Origin of the sequence: Actinoplanes sp. NPDC051861, from assembly GCF_040681145.1 — a bacterium.
In the GTDB taxonomy this organism is placed as follows: Bacteria; Actinomycetota; Actinomycetes; order Mycobacteriales; family Micromonosporaceae; genus Actinoplanes.
Genome location: NZ_JBFAYE010000001.1, coordinates 404,628 through 418,115, shown reverse-complemented (window position 1 = coordinate 418,115; position 13,488 = coordinate 404,628). Strand labels below are relative to the sequence as shown.

14 protein-coding genes are annotated in these 13,488 nt (G+C 70.4%); 10 read left to right on the top strand and 4 right to left on the bottom strand.

Features of this window, described 5'->3' with window-relative positions; genetic code table 11:
* From AB0M02_RS02170 to AB0M02_RS02150, 5 genes are all read left to right on the top strand, one after another.
* The gene (locus AB0M02_RS02170) at positions 1–1,458 is read left to right on the top strand and encodes an AlkA N-terminal domain-containing protein (protein WP_364220053.1); all 1,458 of its coding nucleotides are present in this window, start codon (positions 1–3) and stop codon (positions 1,456–1,458) included.
* A 118-nt stretch (positions 1,459–1,576) separates the two neighbouring features.
* Positions 1,577–2,080, top strand: a complete 504-nt coding sequence (locus AB0M02_RS02165) for a methylated-DNA--[protein]-cysteine S-methyltransferase (protein WP_364220050.1) — start codon at positions 1,577–1,579, stop codon at positions 2,078–2,080.
* Positions 2,081–2,124: 44 nt separating this feature from the next.
* The gene (locus AB0M02_RS02160) at positions 2,125–2,919 is read left to right on the top strand and encodes a Pr6Pr family membrane protein (RefSeq protein ID WP_364220048.1); all 795 of its coding nucleotides are present in this window, start codon (positions 2,125–2,127) and stop codon (positions 2,917–2,919) included.
* Complete coding sequence (gene valS, locus AB0M02_RS02155) at positions 2,912–5,449, top strand: valine--tRNA ligase (RefSeq protein ID WP_364220045.1); 2,538 nt, start codon at positions 2,912–2,914, stop codon at positions 5,447–5,449. Before AB0M02_RS02160 ends, valS begins: the two co-directional genes overlap by 8 nt.
* 64 nt (positions 5,450–5,513) lie before the next feature.
* On the top strand, positions 5,514–6,065 hold the full coding sequence (locus tag AB0M02_RS02150) for a hypothetical protein (protein ID WP_364220042.1): 552 nt from the start codon (positions 5,514–5,516) through the stop codon (positions 6,063–6,065).
* Between the two features lie 101 nt (positions 6,066–6,166).
* On the opposite strand, the gene AB0M02_RS02145 is transcribed toward AB0M02_RS02150, so the two are convergent.
* Positions 6,167–6,898, bottom strand: a complete 732-nt coding sequence (locus AB0M02_RS02145; RefSeq protein WP_364222484.1) for a hypothetical protein — start codon at positions 6,896–6,898, stop codon at positions 6,167–6,169.
* A 63-nt stretch (positions 6,899–6,961) separates the two neighbouring features.
* On the opposite strand from AB0M02_RS02145, the gene AB0M02_RS02140 reads away from it, so the two are divergent.
* Positions 6,962–8,095, top strand: a complete 1,134-nt coding sequence (locus tag AB0M02_RS02140) for a DNA recombination protein RmuC (protein ID WP_364220039.1) — start codon at positions 6,962–6,964, stop codon at positions 8,093–8,095.
* On the opposite strand, the gene AB0M02_RS02135 is transcribed toward AB0M02_RS02140, so the two are convergent.
* Positions 8,088–9,110, bottom strand: a complete 1,023-nt coding sequence (locus AB0M02_RS02135; RefSeq protein WP_364222480.1) for a 4-hydroxy-3-methylbut-2-enyl diphosphate reductase — start codon at positions 9,108–9,110, stop codon at positions 8,088–8,090. The two genes, AB0M02_RS02140 and AB0M02_RS02135, sit on opposite strands and share 8 nt — an antisense overlap.
* A gap of 57 nt (positions 9,111–9,167) precedes the next feature.
* On the opposite strand from AB0M02_RS02135, the gene AB0M02_RS02130 reads away from it, so the two are divergent.
* From AB0M02_RS02130 to AB0M02_RS02120, 3 genes are read left to right on the top strand one after another with little or no spacing between them, the layout of a single operon-like run.
* Complete coding sequence (locus AB0M02_RS02130; RefSeq protein WP_364220036.1) at positions 9,168–9,626, top strand: hypothetical protein; 459 nt, start codon at positions 9,168–9,170, stop codon at positions 9,624–9,626.
* 9 nt (positions 9,627–9,635) lie between these two features.
* The gene (gene xseA / locus AB0M02_RS02125) at positions 9,636–10,859 is read left to right on the top strand and encodes an exodeoxyribonuclease VII large subunit (protein WP_364220033.1); all 1,224 of its coding nucleotides are present in this window, start codon (positions 9,636–9,638) and stop codon (positions 10,857–10,859) included.
* Entirely contained in the window at positions 10,856–11,059 is a 204-nt protein-coding gene (locus AB0M02_RS02120; protein ID WP_364220030.1) for an exodeoxyribonuclease VII small subunit, read from the top strand. Before xseA ends, AB0M02_RS02120 begins: the two co-directional genes overlap by 4 nt.
* 3 nt (positions 11,060–11,062) lie before the next feature.
* On the opposite strand, the gene AB0M02_RS02115 is transcribed toward AB0M02_RS02120, so the two are convergent.
* Positions 11,063–11,686, bottom strand: a complete 624-nt coding sequence (locus tag AB0M02_RS02115; protein WP_364220027.1) for a DUF4245 domain-containing protein — start codon at positions 11,684–11,686, stop codon at positions 11,063–11,065.
* A gap of 100 nt (positions 11,687–11,786) precedes the next feature.
* Here AB0M02_RS02115 and glpX point away from each other — a divergent pair, with 100 nt between their 5' ends.
* Positions 11,787–12,806: a class II fructose-bisphosphatase gene (gene glpX, locus AB0M02_RS02110; RefSeq protein ID WP_364220024.1), complete on the top strand. Its 1,020-nt coding sequence runs from the start codon at positions 11,787–11,789 to the stop codon at positions 12,804–12,806.
* 23 nt (positions 12,807–12,829) lie between these two features.
* Here the strand turns inward: glpX and AB0M02_RS02105 are convergent, their stop codons facing one another.
* The gene (locus AB0M02_RS02105) at positions 12,830–13,462 is read right to left on the bottom strand and encodes a rhomboid family intramembrane serine protease (protein WP_364220021.1); all 633 of its coding nucleotides are present in this window, start codon (positions 13,460–13,462) and stop codon (positions 12,830–12,832) included.
* Between the last annotated feature and the right edge of the window lie 26 nt (positions 13,463–13,488).

Genomic DNA, 13,488 nt, shown 5'->3' with positions numbered 1-13,488 from the left:
ATGGAACTGGACTTCGAACGCTGCTACCGGGCAGTCGACAGCCGCGATCAGCGGTTCGACGGCTGGTTCTACACGGCCGTGCGTACCACCGGGATCTACTGCCGCCCGTCCTGCCCGGCCGTCACGCCGAAACGCGAGAACGTCACGTTCCACCCGAGTGCCGCCGCCGCACAACGGGCCGGCTACCGCGCCTGCCGCCGCTGCCGGCCCGACGCCGCACCCGGCTCACCCGAATGGGACCTGCGAGCCGACGTCGTCGGCCGGGCCATGCGGCTCATCGGCGACGGCGTCGTCGACCGGGAAGGCGTGTCGGGGCTCGCGAGCCGGCTCGGCTACACCGAACGGCACCTCAACCGGATGCTCACCGCGGAACTCGGGGCCGGTCCGCTCGCGCTCGCCCGGGCGCAACGGGCACAGACAGCCCGGATCCTCATCGAGACGACCGACCTGGGGCTCGCGGAGATCGCGTTCGCGGCCGGGTTCGGCAGTGTCCGGCAGTTCAACGACACGATCCTCGAGGTGTACGCGCAGCCGCCCAGCGGACTCCGGGAGAAACGGCCGGCGGTTCGCGGTGGCGGTGACATCGCGCTGCGGCTGGCGTACCGGCCGCCGCTGCACGCCGAGTCGCTGATCTCGTTCCTGGGCGCTCGTGTCCTGCCCGGGATCGACGAGGTGAACGGGTCGGTCTATCGGCGCGGGATGCTGCTGCCGCACGGGAACGCCGAGGTGACGCTGCGGCCCGGGGAGAGGTGGGTGCACGCGGTGCTGAGGCTCAATGACGTACGCGATCTGGCGCCGGCCGTGGCCCGATGCCGGAGATTGCTCGATCTCGATGCGGATCCGGTGGCGGTGGACGGGGTGCTCGGGGAGGATCCGGCGCTTCGTGAGGTGGTGGAGAAGGAGCCTGGGGTTCGGGTGCCGCGGGCGGTTGACGGGTTCGAGATGGCCGTTCGGGCTGTGGTCGGTCAGCAGGTGAGTGTTGCTGGGGCTCGGACGACGCTGGGCAAGATCGTGCGGGCCGCTGCCGCTGTCGCAGGGGGGCCCTCCCCCTCTCCCCTGACCACCACCGACGCCGCGCCACTGACCGGATTCCCGGCAGCAAGCACCCTCGCCGAACTCCCCGACACAGCCTTCCCCATGCCGGCAGCCCGCCGCGACACCATCCGAGCCCTGGCACAGTCAGTCGCCGACGGCAAACTCGACCTCGAACCCGGCGCCGACCGCACCGAGGCCGTAGCCCGCCTCACCGAACTCCCCGGCATAGGCCCGTGGACCGCCGGTTACGTCGCCATGCGCGCAATCGGCGACCCCGACGCGTTCCTCGAAACCGACCTGGCCGCTCGCCGCGGCGCGACGGCCCTCAACCTCCCCGACACCGCCAAATCCCTGGCCGCGCATGCCGAACGCTGGCGCCCCTGGCGTTCATACGCGCTGATCCGTCTCTGGCGTGCTGCCTGACAACGTACGCCGTCCGCAAGCCCGGCAGAGGTTATCCACATTCCGCCGTCGTCCACAGGCCGACGCACGATCTTCGCTGCGCCCGGCCATCCTGGGCACTCCCGTAAGGAGAGAGAGCATGCTTCGTCATTCGACATTCGACACCCCCGTCGGCCCGTTCACCGTGGTCGCCACGGAGGCGGGTGCGGTCCGTGCCGCCGGCTTCACCACCGACGTTCCCGAGCTGATGCGCCTGATCCATCCGAGGCTGACCGCACCGGTCGAGGCGGACGACGACGTCGGCCCCGTGCGCGACGCGGTGCGGGACTATCTCGACGGCGACCTGACCGCGCTGGACGCGATCGTCGTCGAGCAGTACACGCGTGGCGAGTTCATGCAGCACGCGTGGGACGTGATGCGGGAGATCAAGCCGGGCGCTCCGGTGACCTACACGCGTTATGCCGAGCTGTCCGGCCGGCCGGCAGCGATCCGGGCCGCCGCCGCGGCGTGCGCGCGCAACGCGGTGGCGCTGATCCTGCCGTGTCACCGCGTGCTGCGCACAGACGGGACTCTCGGCGGATATCGGTGGGGGCTGCCCGTCAAGGAGTGGCTGCTGAAGCACGAGGCGGGCCCCGCCGCGTGAACCCAGCCGGGCCGCGCGGTGCGGGGCCCGGCTGGCATTCAGACATGGCTGGCGTGCCGGAAACCGGGCTCACCACCATCCCCGGCCGCCGCATTAGCATGATCGCGCCCAGCGATCAGGAGGCCCCCACCATGTCGATCTACAAAAAGCCACAAATCTACTGGCGGGCCACCATCGTCGCCTGCGCGATGGCCGGCCTACTGACCGGCGAGCACCGCATCATCTTCTACACCTGCCAGTCCAACCTGATCGTCATCGGCTACTTCATCGGCACGATCTACTGGATGATCCAGCGCAACACCACCGACACCCCCGCACCCCGGCTCCGCGGCCCGGTCACGTTCTGGATCACCATCACGTGCCTGATCTCCCACTTCGTGCTCAACCACGGCGATAGCCCGATCCCCGGCCTGACCGATCCCGATCCCGCGACAAGACTTACGAACTGGTCGCTGTTCCTGCTCCACTACGTCGTACCGTTGATGGTCATCGTGGATTGGGCGGCCTTCGGGCCGCGACGGCAGGTGCGTTGGCGCGATCTTCCGTTGTGGTTGCTCTTTCCTTTGGGGTACGGCGTGACGTCAGTATTCCGCGCCATCCTTTTCCCGACAGTCGCGAATCGCTACCCCTACCCGTTCTTGAACCCCGTCGAGCAGGGCGGCTACGACGGTGTGGCACTGCAGATGCTCATTCTTGCCGTCGAGTTCGCGGTGCTCGCCTCGCTCGTGATCGGCCTGGATCGACTCGCTTTCCGGCTGACCGGTCGCACCGAGCTCCTACCAGCGGGTAAAGCCCTCGCGACGCCCACCCCCGACGCCTACGCTGACCGGCATGACTGATACGGGAACCGGACGCCCCGGTCTCCCCGAGCGCCCGTCTCTGGACGGGCTCGAGGAGAAGTGGGCGTCGCGCTGGCAGGGGGAGGGTACGTACGCGTTCGACCGTTCCAAGGAGCGGGCGGACGTATTCGCGATCGACACGCCCCCGCCGACCGTATCGGGGTCGTTGCATATCGGGCACGTCTTTTCGTACACGCACACCGACACCGTCGCGCGTTTCCAGCGGATGCATGGCAAGACCGTCTTCTATCCGATGGGCTGGGACGACAACGGGCTGCCCACCGAGCGCCGCGTGCAGAACCTCTTCGGTGTCCGGTGCGATCCCGCGCTGCCCTACGACCCGAATTGGAAGCCGGCCGAGAAGAGGCCGGAGAAGCCCGTCTCGATCTCGCGGCGCAATTTCGTCGAGTTGTGCGGCCGGCTGACCGTCGAGGACGAGAAGGCGTTCGAGGCGCTGTGGCGGCGGCTCGGCCTGTCCGTCGACTGGGGACTGACGTACACGACGATCGGCGACAAGGCGCGGGCGGTCTCACAGCGGGCGTTCCTGGCGAATCTGGCGCACGGGGAGGCGTACACAGCGGAGGCACCGACTCTCTGGGACGTCGGTTTCCGCACCGCTGTCGCGCAGGCCGAGCTGGAGGACCGGGAACGGCCGGGCGCCTATCACCGGCTGCGTTTCCACGGCCCGGACGGGCCGGTCGAGGTGGAGACCACTCGGCCGGAGCTGCTTCCGGCCTGCGTCGCGCTGGTCCATCATCCGGGTGATCCCCGCTTCGCGGGTCTCCGATCCGTGCGGACCCCGCTCTTCGACGTCGAGGTTCCGGTCCGGGCCCATCCGCTGGCAGCAGCAGACAAGGGTACGGGCATCGCCATGGTCTGCACGTTCGGCGACCTCGCCGACGTCACCTGGTGGCGTGATCTCGACCTGGAGACGCGCGTCGTCCTGGGCCGGGACGGGCGGTTCCTGCCGGACCGGCCGCCCGGTGTCCCGGTTGCGGCATACCAGGCGTTCGCCGGCCTGACCGTCGCGGCCGCCCGGCGGGAGATCGTCCGGTTGCTGGGCGAGTCGGGCGACCTGATCGGTGAGCCGCGGCAGATCACGCATCCGGTCAAGTTCTACGAGAAGGGCGACTCGCCGCTGGAGATCGTCACCAGCCGGCAGTGGTTCATCCGCAACGGCGGGCGCGATCCGGAACTGCGGGACGGCCTGCTGGACCGGGGGCGGAAGCTGCAGTGGGTCCCGGAGAGCATGCGCCATCGGTACGAGCACTGGGTCACCGGCCTGACCGGGGACTGGCTGATCAGCCGGCAGCGCTTCTTCGGCGTGCCGATCCCGATCTGGTACCGGCTCGACGACGCTGGCGAGCCGGACTACACCCAGCTTCTCATACCGGACGATTCGGCACTGCCTGTCGACCCCTCATCGGAATGTCCGCCGGGCTTCACCGAGTCGCAGCGGGACGTGCCCGGTGGTTTCACCGCGGACCCGGACGTCATGGACACGTGGGCCACCTCATCGCTCAGCCCGCAGATCGTCACCGGCTGGAGCACCGACGAGGACCTGCACCGGCGCACGTTTCCGATGGATCTGCGACCGCAGGGCCAGGAGATCATCCGTACGTGGCTGTTCTCCTCAGTGCTGCGCGCCGGCCAGCTCAACGATGTGCTGCCGTGGCAGCGGGCGGTCCTGTCCGGCTGGATCCTCGACCCCGACCACAAGAAGCTGTCCAAGACCCAGAACAACGCGGTCATCACCCCGATGGCCCTGCTGGAGCAGTACGGGTCGGACGCTGTCCGCTACTGGGCGTCCAGTGGCCGTCCCGGCGCCGACCTGGCGTTCGAGCCGGCGCAGCTCAAGGTCGGCCGGCGGCTCGCGACGAAGCTGCTCAACGCGTCGAGGTTCGCGCTCGGCCTCGGCGCGGCGCAGGCGTTGCGGGCACCGGTCACCGAGCCGCTGGACCGGGCGATGCTGGGCCGGCTGGCGGACGTACTGACCGCGGCGACCACGGCGTTCGAGCAGTTCCAGCACACCGACGCGCTGCAGACGGCGGAGACGTTCTTCTGGACGTTCTGCGACGACTACATCGAGCTGGTCAAGGACCGGGCCTACGCGTCCGGCCCCGGCGCCGAGTCGGCCCGCGCCGCGCTGGCCGCCGGGCTCTCGGTGCAGCTGCGGCTGTTCGCGCCGTTCCTGCCGTACGTCACCGAGGAGATCTGGTCCTGGTGGCGCTACGGCTCGGTGCACCGCGCGACATGGCCCACGAAGTACGAGTTGAGCCGCGTCGCACCGGAGAGTGACCCGTCGCTGCTGGACCTGGCCGGCGAGGCACTGCGCCAGGTCCGCCGGGCCAAGTCGGACCGCAAGCTGTCCATGAAGACGGAGATCCCGATCGCCGAGGCACTCGGCCCGGCCGCCCTCCTGGACCAGCTGGAACTGATCGACGGCGACTTCCGAGCCGCCGGCCGCATCACGAAGCTGGACCTCCTCCGCGACCGCACCCCGGAGCTGGTGATCGCCTGCGCATTCTGACCAACCGCGGCCCGGCCTGCCGAAACTCCGGTGGCCGGGCGGCGGTTGGGCCACCATAGGAGGCATGTCGATCGCACCGGAGGAGGTCGAGGCGCCGGCCCGCGACGCGGTTCTCTTCCGGTCCTCGCCGGCACGGACGTTTCTCACGGTGTTCTCGGCGCTGATGGTCGCCTATCTGGTGGTGTCGCCGATCGCCTCGCTGGTCGTACCGGACACCGGCGACCCCTGGTGGGTCACCGCCCTGCAGGCCGTGATCGTCGGCGCGACCGTGGCCGGCGCCTACGCCCTGTCCGCCCGGGCCGCGCTGACCACCTGGGTCCGCGTCTCCGCGGGCGGCGTGGAACTCGCCGCGCAGGACAGCGACCCCGTCCTGCTGGACTGGCCGGACATCGCCGCCGTCGTGATACGCCGCGACGGGCTGCGCACGATCCTGGAGATCGTCCCCGCCGACCTGGACAGCGTCCACCCGGTGCAGGACACCCGCACCGGCGGCCCGGCGCTGGTCGACACCCCGCGCGGGCCCGCCTTCACCGCCGACCTGACGCAGATCTGGCCGAGCCCCCGAGCCCTGCGCCGAGAACTCTCCCGCCGCATGCGCCTCGCCGACAAACCCTGAAACCAGAAGCCGAACCGCCCAAAGCCCGGACCGCCCACGAGCCGGACAGCCAAAAAGACCGGGCCGCTCAGAAAGCCGGGCCGCTCAGAAAGCCGGGCCGCTCAGAAGTCGCCGCCGAAGTCCCCGCCGCCGAAATCTCCGCCGCCCCAGTCGCCGCCACCCCAGTCCCCGCCGCCGGCATCGCCCATGTCGCCGGCCGCGAAGTCGCCGCCCATGTCCCCGTCGAAGCCGTTGTCGCCGAAGCCGGGCGAGAACAGCGCGTCGAAGATCAGCATGCCGCCGAGGACACCGGCTCCGGCGCCGAGCGCCGTCTTCCAGACCGGTGTCGAATACCACCCGGCGGGCACCGGGCGGCCCTGGACCCGCCCGCCCGGGTAGTAGTAGGGCGTGTCCGCTCCCGGCCTCGGTCCCGCCTTGTAGGCATGGCCCTCCACGGTGACCTCCCGCTCCCGGGTCAGGTGACCGGTGCCCTGCGACGACGCGAGCTGCGGCAGCTCCGGGCCGGGATCGATGCCCATCGCCGTGCGGGCGGCCCGCACGTACGCCAAACCCTCCAGCGCCGACTCCCGGGCCAGCTCGAACTGCCGGACCGTGTTCGCCTGTTGCAGCTGACCGCCGGCCGCGTTGTACCGCTCGCTGGCGTCGGCGAGCGCCTGCCGTGCCGCCGGCTCGTCGGAGTTCAGGTTCATCACCTGGCCGCCGAGCCGTTCATACCACCGCTGCGCCTCGGCTCGGGCGTCCTCGAGCTGGGTCTGCCGGCGGGCCTGTCCGTTGCGCTGTGTCGCGATGATGACCAGGGCCACGATCGCGACGATGGCCAGGATGAGCAACATGCCCTTCATGTTTTCCACGGTACCCCCGCAGGTCATGTCGTAGCTCTCTGGCAATCTGCGGTGGTGAGCTTCTCGACACTGGCTGTGATTCTCGTGTGCCTGGCGGCCGGAGCCGCCGTGGGCTGGCTGGCGGCGCGGGCGCGCGCGGCCACCGACATCGCCCGGCTGGAGGCGACGATAGCCGCGGCCCGCGACGGCGAGCAGCGGCTGGAGCAGTCGCTGCGGGCACTGTCCTATGAGGCGACCGCACAGTCGCAGGAGGCCGTGGCGCGGGCCGTGGCGCCGCTGCACGAGACGTTGCGACGCTACGAGGAACGCGTCGCCCAGCTGGAACACGATCGGGTGGACGCGTACGCGGAGTTGCGCGAACAGGTCCGTGCCATGGGCGTGGTCTCCGGCGAGCTGCGGGTGGAGACGAAACAGCTGGTGGCCGCGTTGCGCGCACCGCAGGTCCGGGGCCGCTGGGGTGAGCATCAGCTGCGGCGGATCGTGGAGGCGGCCGGGCTGCTGGAGCACTGCGACTTCGCCGAGCAGGTCACCGCGACCACTGACGAGCAGGGCGTGCGTCCCGACCTGGTGGTCCGGCTGTACGGCGGCCGCACGGTTGTCGTGGACGCGAAGGCGCCGCTGGAGGCGTACCTCCTTGCCATGGAAGCCCGCGATGAGCGGGACCGGGACGCCTCGCTGGACCAGCACGCCCGCCATCTCCGCGCCCATGTGGACGCGCTGTCCGGCAAGCGGTACTGGACGGCGTTCGACTCGACGCCGGACTTCGTGGTGCTGTTCGTGCCGGCCGACCCGTTCCTGGACGCGGCGCTGCAGCGAGATCCGACCCTGCTGGAGTACGCGTTCCGCCGCAACCTGGTGCTCGCCACCCCGGCGACGCTGATCGCGATGCTGCGCACCGTGGCTTACTCGTGGCGCCAGGAGGCGCTGACCCGCAACGCCGCCGCCGTGCACGGGCTGGCCCGCGAGCTGTACGGCCGGCTGTCAACCCTGGGCGATCACGTGGACAAGCTGGGCACATCGCTCGCCGGCGCGGTCACCGCTTACAACCGGGCGGTCGGCTCACTGGAGTCACGGGTCCTGGTCAGCGCCCGCAAACTGGCCGAGATGGGCGTCTCCGACGAGGAACTGCTCCCACCGGTCCAGGTGGAGCTGACCCCGCGCCAGCCCCAGGCCCCGGAACTCAGCTAGCGGCGCGTGCCGCTGCCGCGGCTTTCATGTCGCGGCGCAGCTCCTGCGGCAGCGAGAAGGTGAGGCGCTCCTCGGCTGTGGTGAACTCGGTGACCTCGCCGAACCCGCGTTCGGCGAGGTGCGCCAGCACCTCCATGACCAGGTCGTCCGGGACGCTCGCGCCGGACGAGACGCCCACCGTCGTCGCGCCCTCCAGCCACTCGTCCTTGATCTCCGACGCGTAGTCGACCAGGTGACCGGCCCGCGCGCCGGCGCCCAGGGCCACCTCGACGAGGCGCACCGAGTTCGACGAGTTGGTCGAGCCGACCACGATCACCACGTCGCACTCCGGCGCGATCTCCTTGATCACGTGCTGCCGGTTGGAGGTGGCGTAGCAGATGTCGTCGCTGGGCGGCGACTCCAGCAGCGGCAGCCGCTGCTTGAGCCGGGCTACGGTCTCCATGGTCTCGTCGACCGAGAGCGTGGTCTGCGACAGCCAGACGACCTTTGACGGGTCGCGGACCACCACGTTCTCCACGTCGTCGGGGCCGTCGACGAGCTGGATGTGCTCGGGCGCCTCGCCCGAAGTACCGATGACCTCCTCGTGCCCCTCGTGACCGATGAGCAGGATGTCGTAGTCGGCGGCGGCGAACCGCTTGGCCTCGTGGTGGACCTTGGTCACCAGCGGGCAGGTGGCGTCGATCGCCTTGAGGTTGCGCTCGCGGGCCTGGTCGTGCACCTCGGGGGCCACGCCGTGCGCGGAGAAGACGACGGTGGCGCCCTCGGGCACCTCGAAGTTCTCCTCCACGAAGATCGCGCCACGGGCTTCCAGCGTGCTCACCACGTGCTTGTTGTGCACGATCTGCTTGCGCACGTAGACCGGGGCGCCGTAGAGCTTCAGCGCTTCCTCGACGGTCTGCACGGCGCGGTCGACGCCGGCGCAGTAACCGCGCGGCTTGGCGAGCAACACCCGTTTGCGAGCTTCAGTCACCCGGCCATGGTACGTGCCCTCCTCATCGCTCCGCCCTCGTGCGATCAGCGCCACAACCCGGTTTCAGCCCGAACCGAACGGATATAGCGGGATACTCGGTTCATGAGGGGCGAGGACGGGCGCGGTGCCGGTCTGTGGCCCTCGATTCCGGCGATCTTCCGTGTGATGACCGGCTGGTTCCTCACCGGCATCGGGGTGCTGAACCTGGCCGTCGAGCTGGACGGCGGGCTCACTCCGGCGTATGTGGTGTTCCACGTGGTCCTGCTGCTCGCCGGGATGCTGCTGCTCACCCGGCACCGGCTGAGCCCGAGCCGCGCCGGGTGGCTGATCGCCGCGCTGCTCGCGGCGGCCGGCATGGGCCTCGGCATGCTGGCCGGCGGCGGCTATCCGTTCCCCCGGCGACCGGTGGCCGACCTGGTCTTCTGGTGCTGCGCCGCAGTCCTGCTGCGGACCGTGATCGCGCTGGTCGAGCGCCGGCTGCCCGAACGGCGTACCCCGGTGGATCTGAGCAGGTACGCCACCCCGGATCGCACCGGCGAGAATGTCGGGGGACTTACGTAGGCTGGCGCGGTGACTCAGACCGATAAGAGCACCGCCGAGGAGCCCTGGCCGGTCCGTGTGGTCAGTCAGAAGATCGGCGCCTGGATCGCCAAGCTCGGCTGGGTGTGGGTGGACGGCCAGGTGGCCCAGATCAGCCGGCGGCCCGGCTCGGGCGTGGTCTTCCTGACCCTGCGCGACCCGTCAGCCGACCTCAGCCTCACCGTCACGGCGCACCGCGACGTCCTCGACGCCGGCGCGCCCGAGCTGGCCGAGGGTGCCCGGGTCACACTGCACGCCAAACCGGAGTTCTATCCCGGCCGCGGCACGCTGAGCCTGCGCGCCGACGAGATCCGCCAGGTCGGCCTCGGCGAGCTGCTGGCCCGCCTGGAGAAACTGAAGCGGCTGCTCGCCGCGGAGGGCCTGTTCGCCCGTGAGCGCAAGCGCCGGCTGCCGTTCCTTCCGGCCCGCATCGGCCTGATCACCGGGCGGGCGAGCGCGGCCGAGCGCGACGTGCTGATGAACACCCGCCGGCGCTGGCCGGCCGTGGAGTTCCGGGTGGTCAACGTGGCGGTGCAGGGGCCGGCCGCGGTGCCGCAGATCATCGACGCGCTCAAGGTGCTGGACAACGACGACTCGATCGACGTCATCGTGATCGCGCGCGGCGGCGGCAGCGTGGAGGATCTGCTGCCGTTCTCCGACGAGGCGCTGTGCCGCGCCGTGTTCGGGGCGCGCACCCCGGTGGTCAGTGCGATCGGCCACGAGACCGACGCGCCGCTGCTGGACTACGTTGCCGACCTGCGCGCGTCCACCCCGACCGACGCGGCGAAGCGGATCGTGCCGGACCTGGCCGACGAGCTGCGCCTGATCGAGCACGCCCGGTCCCGGCTGGACCGCGCGGTGCTCGGCATGATCGACCGCGAGTCGCACCGGATCGAGGCGTGGCGCTCACGGCCGGTGCTGGCGCGCCCGGAGTCGCTGATCGACCAGCGGGGCGCCGAGGTCACCGCGCTGCGCGACCGGGCCGGCCGCAGCCTGGAGCACCGGCTGCGCCGCGCCGACGACGACCTGCGGCACACCGTCGCCCGGCTGCGCGCGCTGTCACCCGCGGCGACGCTGGAGCGTGGCTACGCGATCGTGCAGCGCGCCGACGGCCATGTCGTCCGGGCCGCCGACGAGGTGCGGGCCGGCGACATGCTGCGCATCCGGCTGGCTCGGGGCGAAATTCAGGCAGAGGCAAAGGGAGAGGGCGCATGACCGAGGAGAACCTCAGCTACGAGCAGGCTCGCACCGAGCTGGCCACCGTGGTGGAGCGGCTGGAGCAGGGTGGCGGCAGCCTGGAGGAGTCCCTGGCACTGTGGGAGCGCGGCGAGAAACTGGCCGACGTCTGCCAGCGCTGGCTGGACGGCGCCCGCGAGCGCATCGAGGCCGCCCGGGCAGCGAGAGCCGAGCAGTAAGGCTTATGGCAGGGCGGCGGCGAGCTGCTCCAGGTTCTCCTGGTCGGTGCGGCCGAGGATGATGATCGTCCGCTTCTGCTCGGTGGAGATCAGCGCGATCTCACCGGGACGCCCGTCGTAGACCATCCATGTCCGCACGTCGTCGCGGAACGTGCCGGAGCGCTTGCCCTCCTTGCCGACCTCGGCCGGGACCAGGGTGGCGGCCTCGACCGTGCTCTGCACGAGCAGCACCGGGTCGTCGTCGCGGTCGACGTATCCGATCCGGAGCGTCGCGCCTCCGGTCTCGCGGCGGAACGTGGCCGACGCGATGTGCCAGTCGTCGCCGAGCCCGGCCGGCTGGGCGACCGGGAACTCCTTGGACGCCTGCTGGATCGCCGGCGCCGCGTCCACCGAGATCGGCTCGTCGCCGTCCAGCACCACCCGGTAGAACGTCATCAGCAGCGCGATCGGCACGATCAGCACCAGCAGCGACATGACCATGTCCCGCGGGCGGCGGCCCTCCCGCTCCGCGAGCCTCGGCGTCTCCGGGTCAGCCGGAACAGGCGCGGCCTGCGAAGGCGCTGCCTGCGAGGGCGCTGCCTGCGAAGGCGCGGCGGGGTGGGGCTGCGAGGGCGATGCGGGTTCCACCAGCCCATTGTTAACCATGTCGCTGAACCGAGACTTGGCGCGTCCTCTAGTGCCAGGATCGGGGGACCAACCAGCCCCGCAACGTCGCGAGGAGGCCGCCGTGCCCGCCCGAGTCCCCCAGGACCTCGACCGCAACATCGCTCTCGATCTGGTCCGCGTGACCGAGGCTGCCGCCATGGCGGCCGGCCGCTGGGTCGGCCGCGGCGACAAGAACGGTGGTGACGGCGCCGCCGTCGACGCCATGCGCAAGCTCATCAACTCGATCCAGATGCGCGGGGTCGTGGTCATCGGCGAGGGCGAGAAGGACGAGGCGCCGATGCTCTTCAACGGGGAGCAGGTCGGCGACGGCACCGGGCCCGAGGTGGACGTCGCGGTCGACCCGATCGACGGCACGACGCTGATGAGCAAGGGCATGCCCGGCTCGATCGCGGTGCTGGCGGTGGCCGAGCGGGGAGCCATGTTCGACCCGAGCGCCGTCTTCTACATGGACAAGATCGCCGTCGGGCCGGACTGCGCCGACGTGATCGACATCAACGCCGGCGTGAAGGAGAACCTGCGCCGCATCGCCAGGGCGAAGAGGTCCAGCGTCTCCGACGTGACGGTGTGCATCCTGGACCGTCCCCGGCACTCCAAGCTGGTCGACGAGGTGCGGCAGGCCGGCGCGAACATCAAGTTCATCTCGGACGGTGACATCGCCGGCGCGATCTCGGCGGCCCGGCTGGAGTCCGACGTCGACGTGCTGATGGGTGTGGGTGGCACGCCGGAGGGCATCACCGCCGCCTGCGCGCTCAAGTGTCTCGGCGGCATGATCCAGGCGAAGCTGTGGCCGCGCGACGAGGCGGAGCGGGAGAAGGCGATCGCCGGCGGGCACGACCTGGACCGGGTGCTCACCACCGACGACCTGGTCACCGGCGACAACTGTTTCTTCGTGGCGACCGGCGTCACCTCCGGCGACCTGCTCAAGGGCGTGCGGTACAGGGCTGGCGGCGCACACACCCAGTCGATCGTGATGCGGTCGAAGAGCGGCACGATCCGGGTGATCGACTCGTATCACCGGCTGGAGAAGCTCGCGCTGTACTCCGCGGTGGACTTCGACGGCCACCTGCCGGACGGCATCTGAGACAACACCCCGGCGGCGTCAGCTCAGAACGTGCTCTTCGGGCGGCGCCGCCGGAAGATGATCGCCGCGATGACCCCGCCGATCAGACCGAGCAGATGCCCCTGCCAGGAGACACCCGGATCGGTCGGCAGGATCCCGTACAGCTGGTACCAGTACAGCAGCCCGATGAACGCGGCCACCCCGAAGTTCCACCAGGACCGCTCGACCACACCGCGGGTGAGCAGCATCCCCAGATAGCCGAAGATCACGCCGCTGGCGCCGACCACGACGCTGCGCGGATCGCCGACGAACCAGACGCCGATCCCGGTCACCATCATGATCAGAAACGTCGACCAGATGAACCGCTTGGCGCCGCCGGCCAGCACGAACGTGCCGAGCAGGATGAGCGGCACCGCGTTGCCGTAGAGATGTTCCCACCCGGAGTGCAGGAACGGGCTGAACAGCACCCCGTCCAGCCCCCGCATGTGGTGCGGAATGATGCCGCCGGCGACGTCGAGCGTGCCCTGGCCCAGCCCGACGTCGATGGCCTCGATCAGGAACAGCGCCGGGACCACCGCGCACATGGTCACGAACGCCCGGCCCAGTGACGCGTAGAACGGCTCGGTGCCGAAGCGCGCCGCCTCGTCGCTCTGTGTCTCAGCCCAGCTGTACCCCATGCGTCGATGGTGGCAGGGTCACGCAC

Excerpts from the sequence above, each read along its gene's own strand:
- AB0M02_RS02105 (WP_364220021.1), bottom strand. The coding sequence starts at position 13,462 with ATGGGGTACAGCTGGGCTGAGACACAGAGCGACGAGGCGGCGCGCTTC.
- valS (WP_364220045.1), top strand. The coding sequence starts at position 2,912 with ATGACTGATACGGGAACCGGACGCCCCGGTCTCCCCGAGCGCCCGTCT.
- AB0M02_RS02145 (WP_364222484.1), bottom strand. The coding sequence starts at position 6,898 with ATGTTGCTCATCCTGGCCATCGTCGCGATCGTGGCCCTGGTCATCATC.
- AB0M02_RS02150 (WP_364220042.1), top strand. The coding sequence starts at position 5,514 with ATGTCGATCGCACCGGAGGAGGTCGAGGCGCCGGCCCGCGACGCGGTT.
- AB0M02_RS02120 (WP_364220030.1), top strand. The coding sequence starts at position 10,856 with ATGACCGAGGAGAACCTCAGCTACGAGCAGGCTCGCACCGAGCTGGCC.
- AB0M02_RS02165 (WP_364220050.1), top strand. The coding sequence starts at position 1,577 with ATGCTTCGTCATTCGACATTCGACACCCCCGTCGGCCCGTTCACCGTG.
- AB0M02_RS02130 (WP_364220036.1), top strand. The coding sequence starts at position 9,168 with ATGAGGGGCGAGGACGGGCGCGGTGCCGGTCTGTGGCCCTCGATTCCG.
- AB0M02_RS02160 (WP_364220048.1), top strand. The coding sequence starts at position 2,125 with ATGGCTGGCGTGCCGGAAACCGGGCTCACCACCATCCCCGGCCGCCGC.
- AB0M02_RS02170 (WP_364220053.1), top strand. The coding sequence starts at position 1 with ATGGAACTGGACTTCGAACGCTGCTACCGGGCAGTCGACAGCCGCGAT.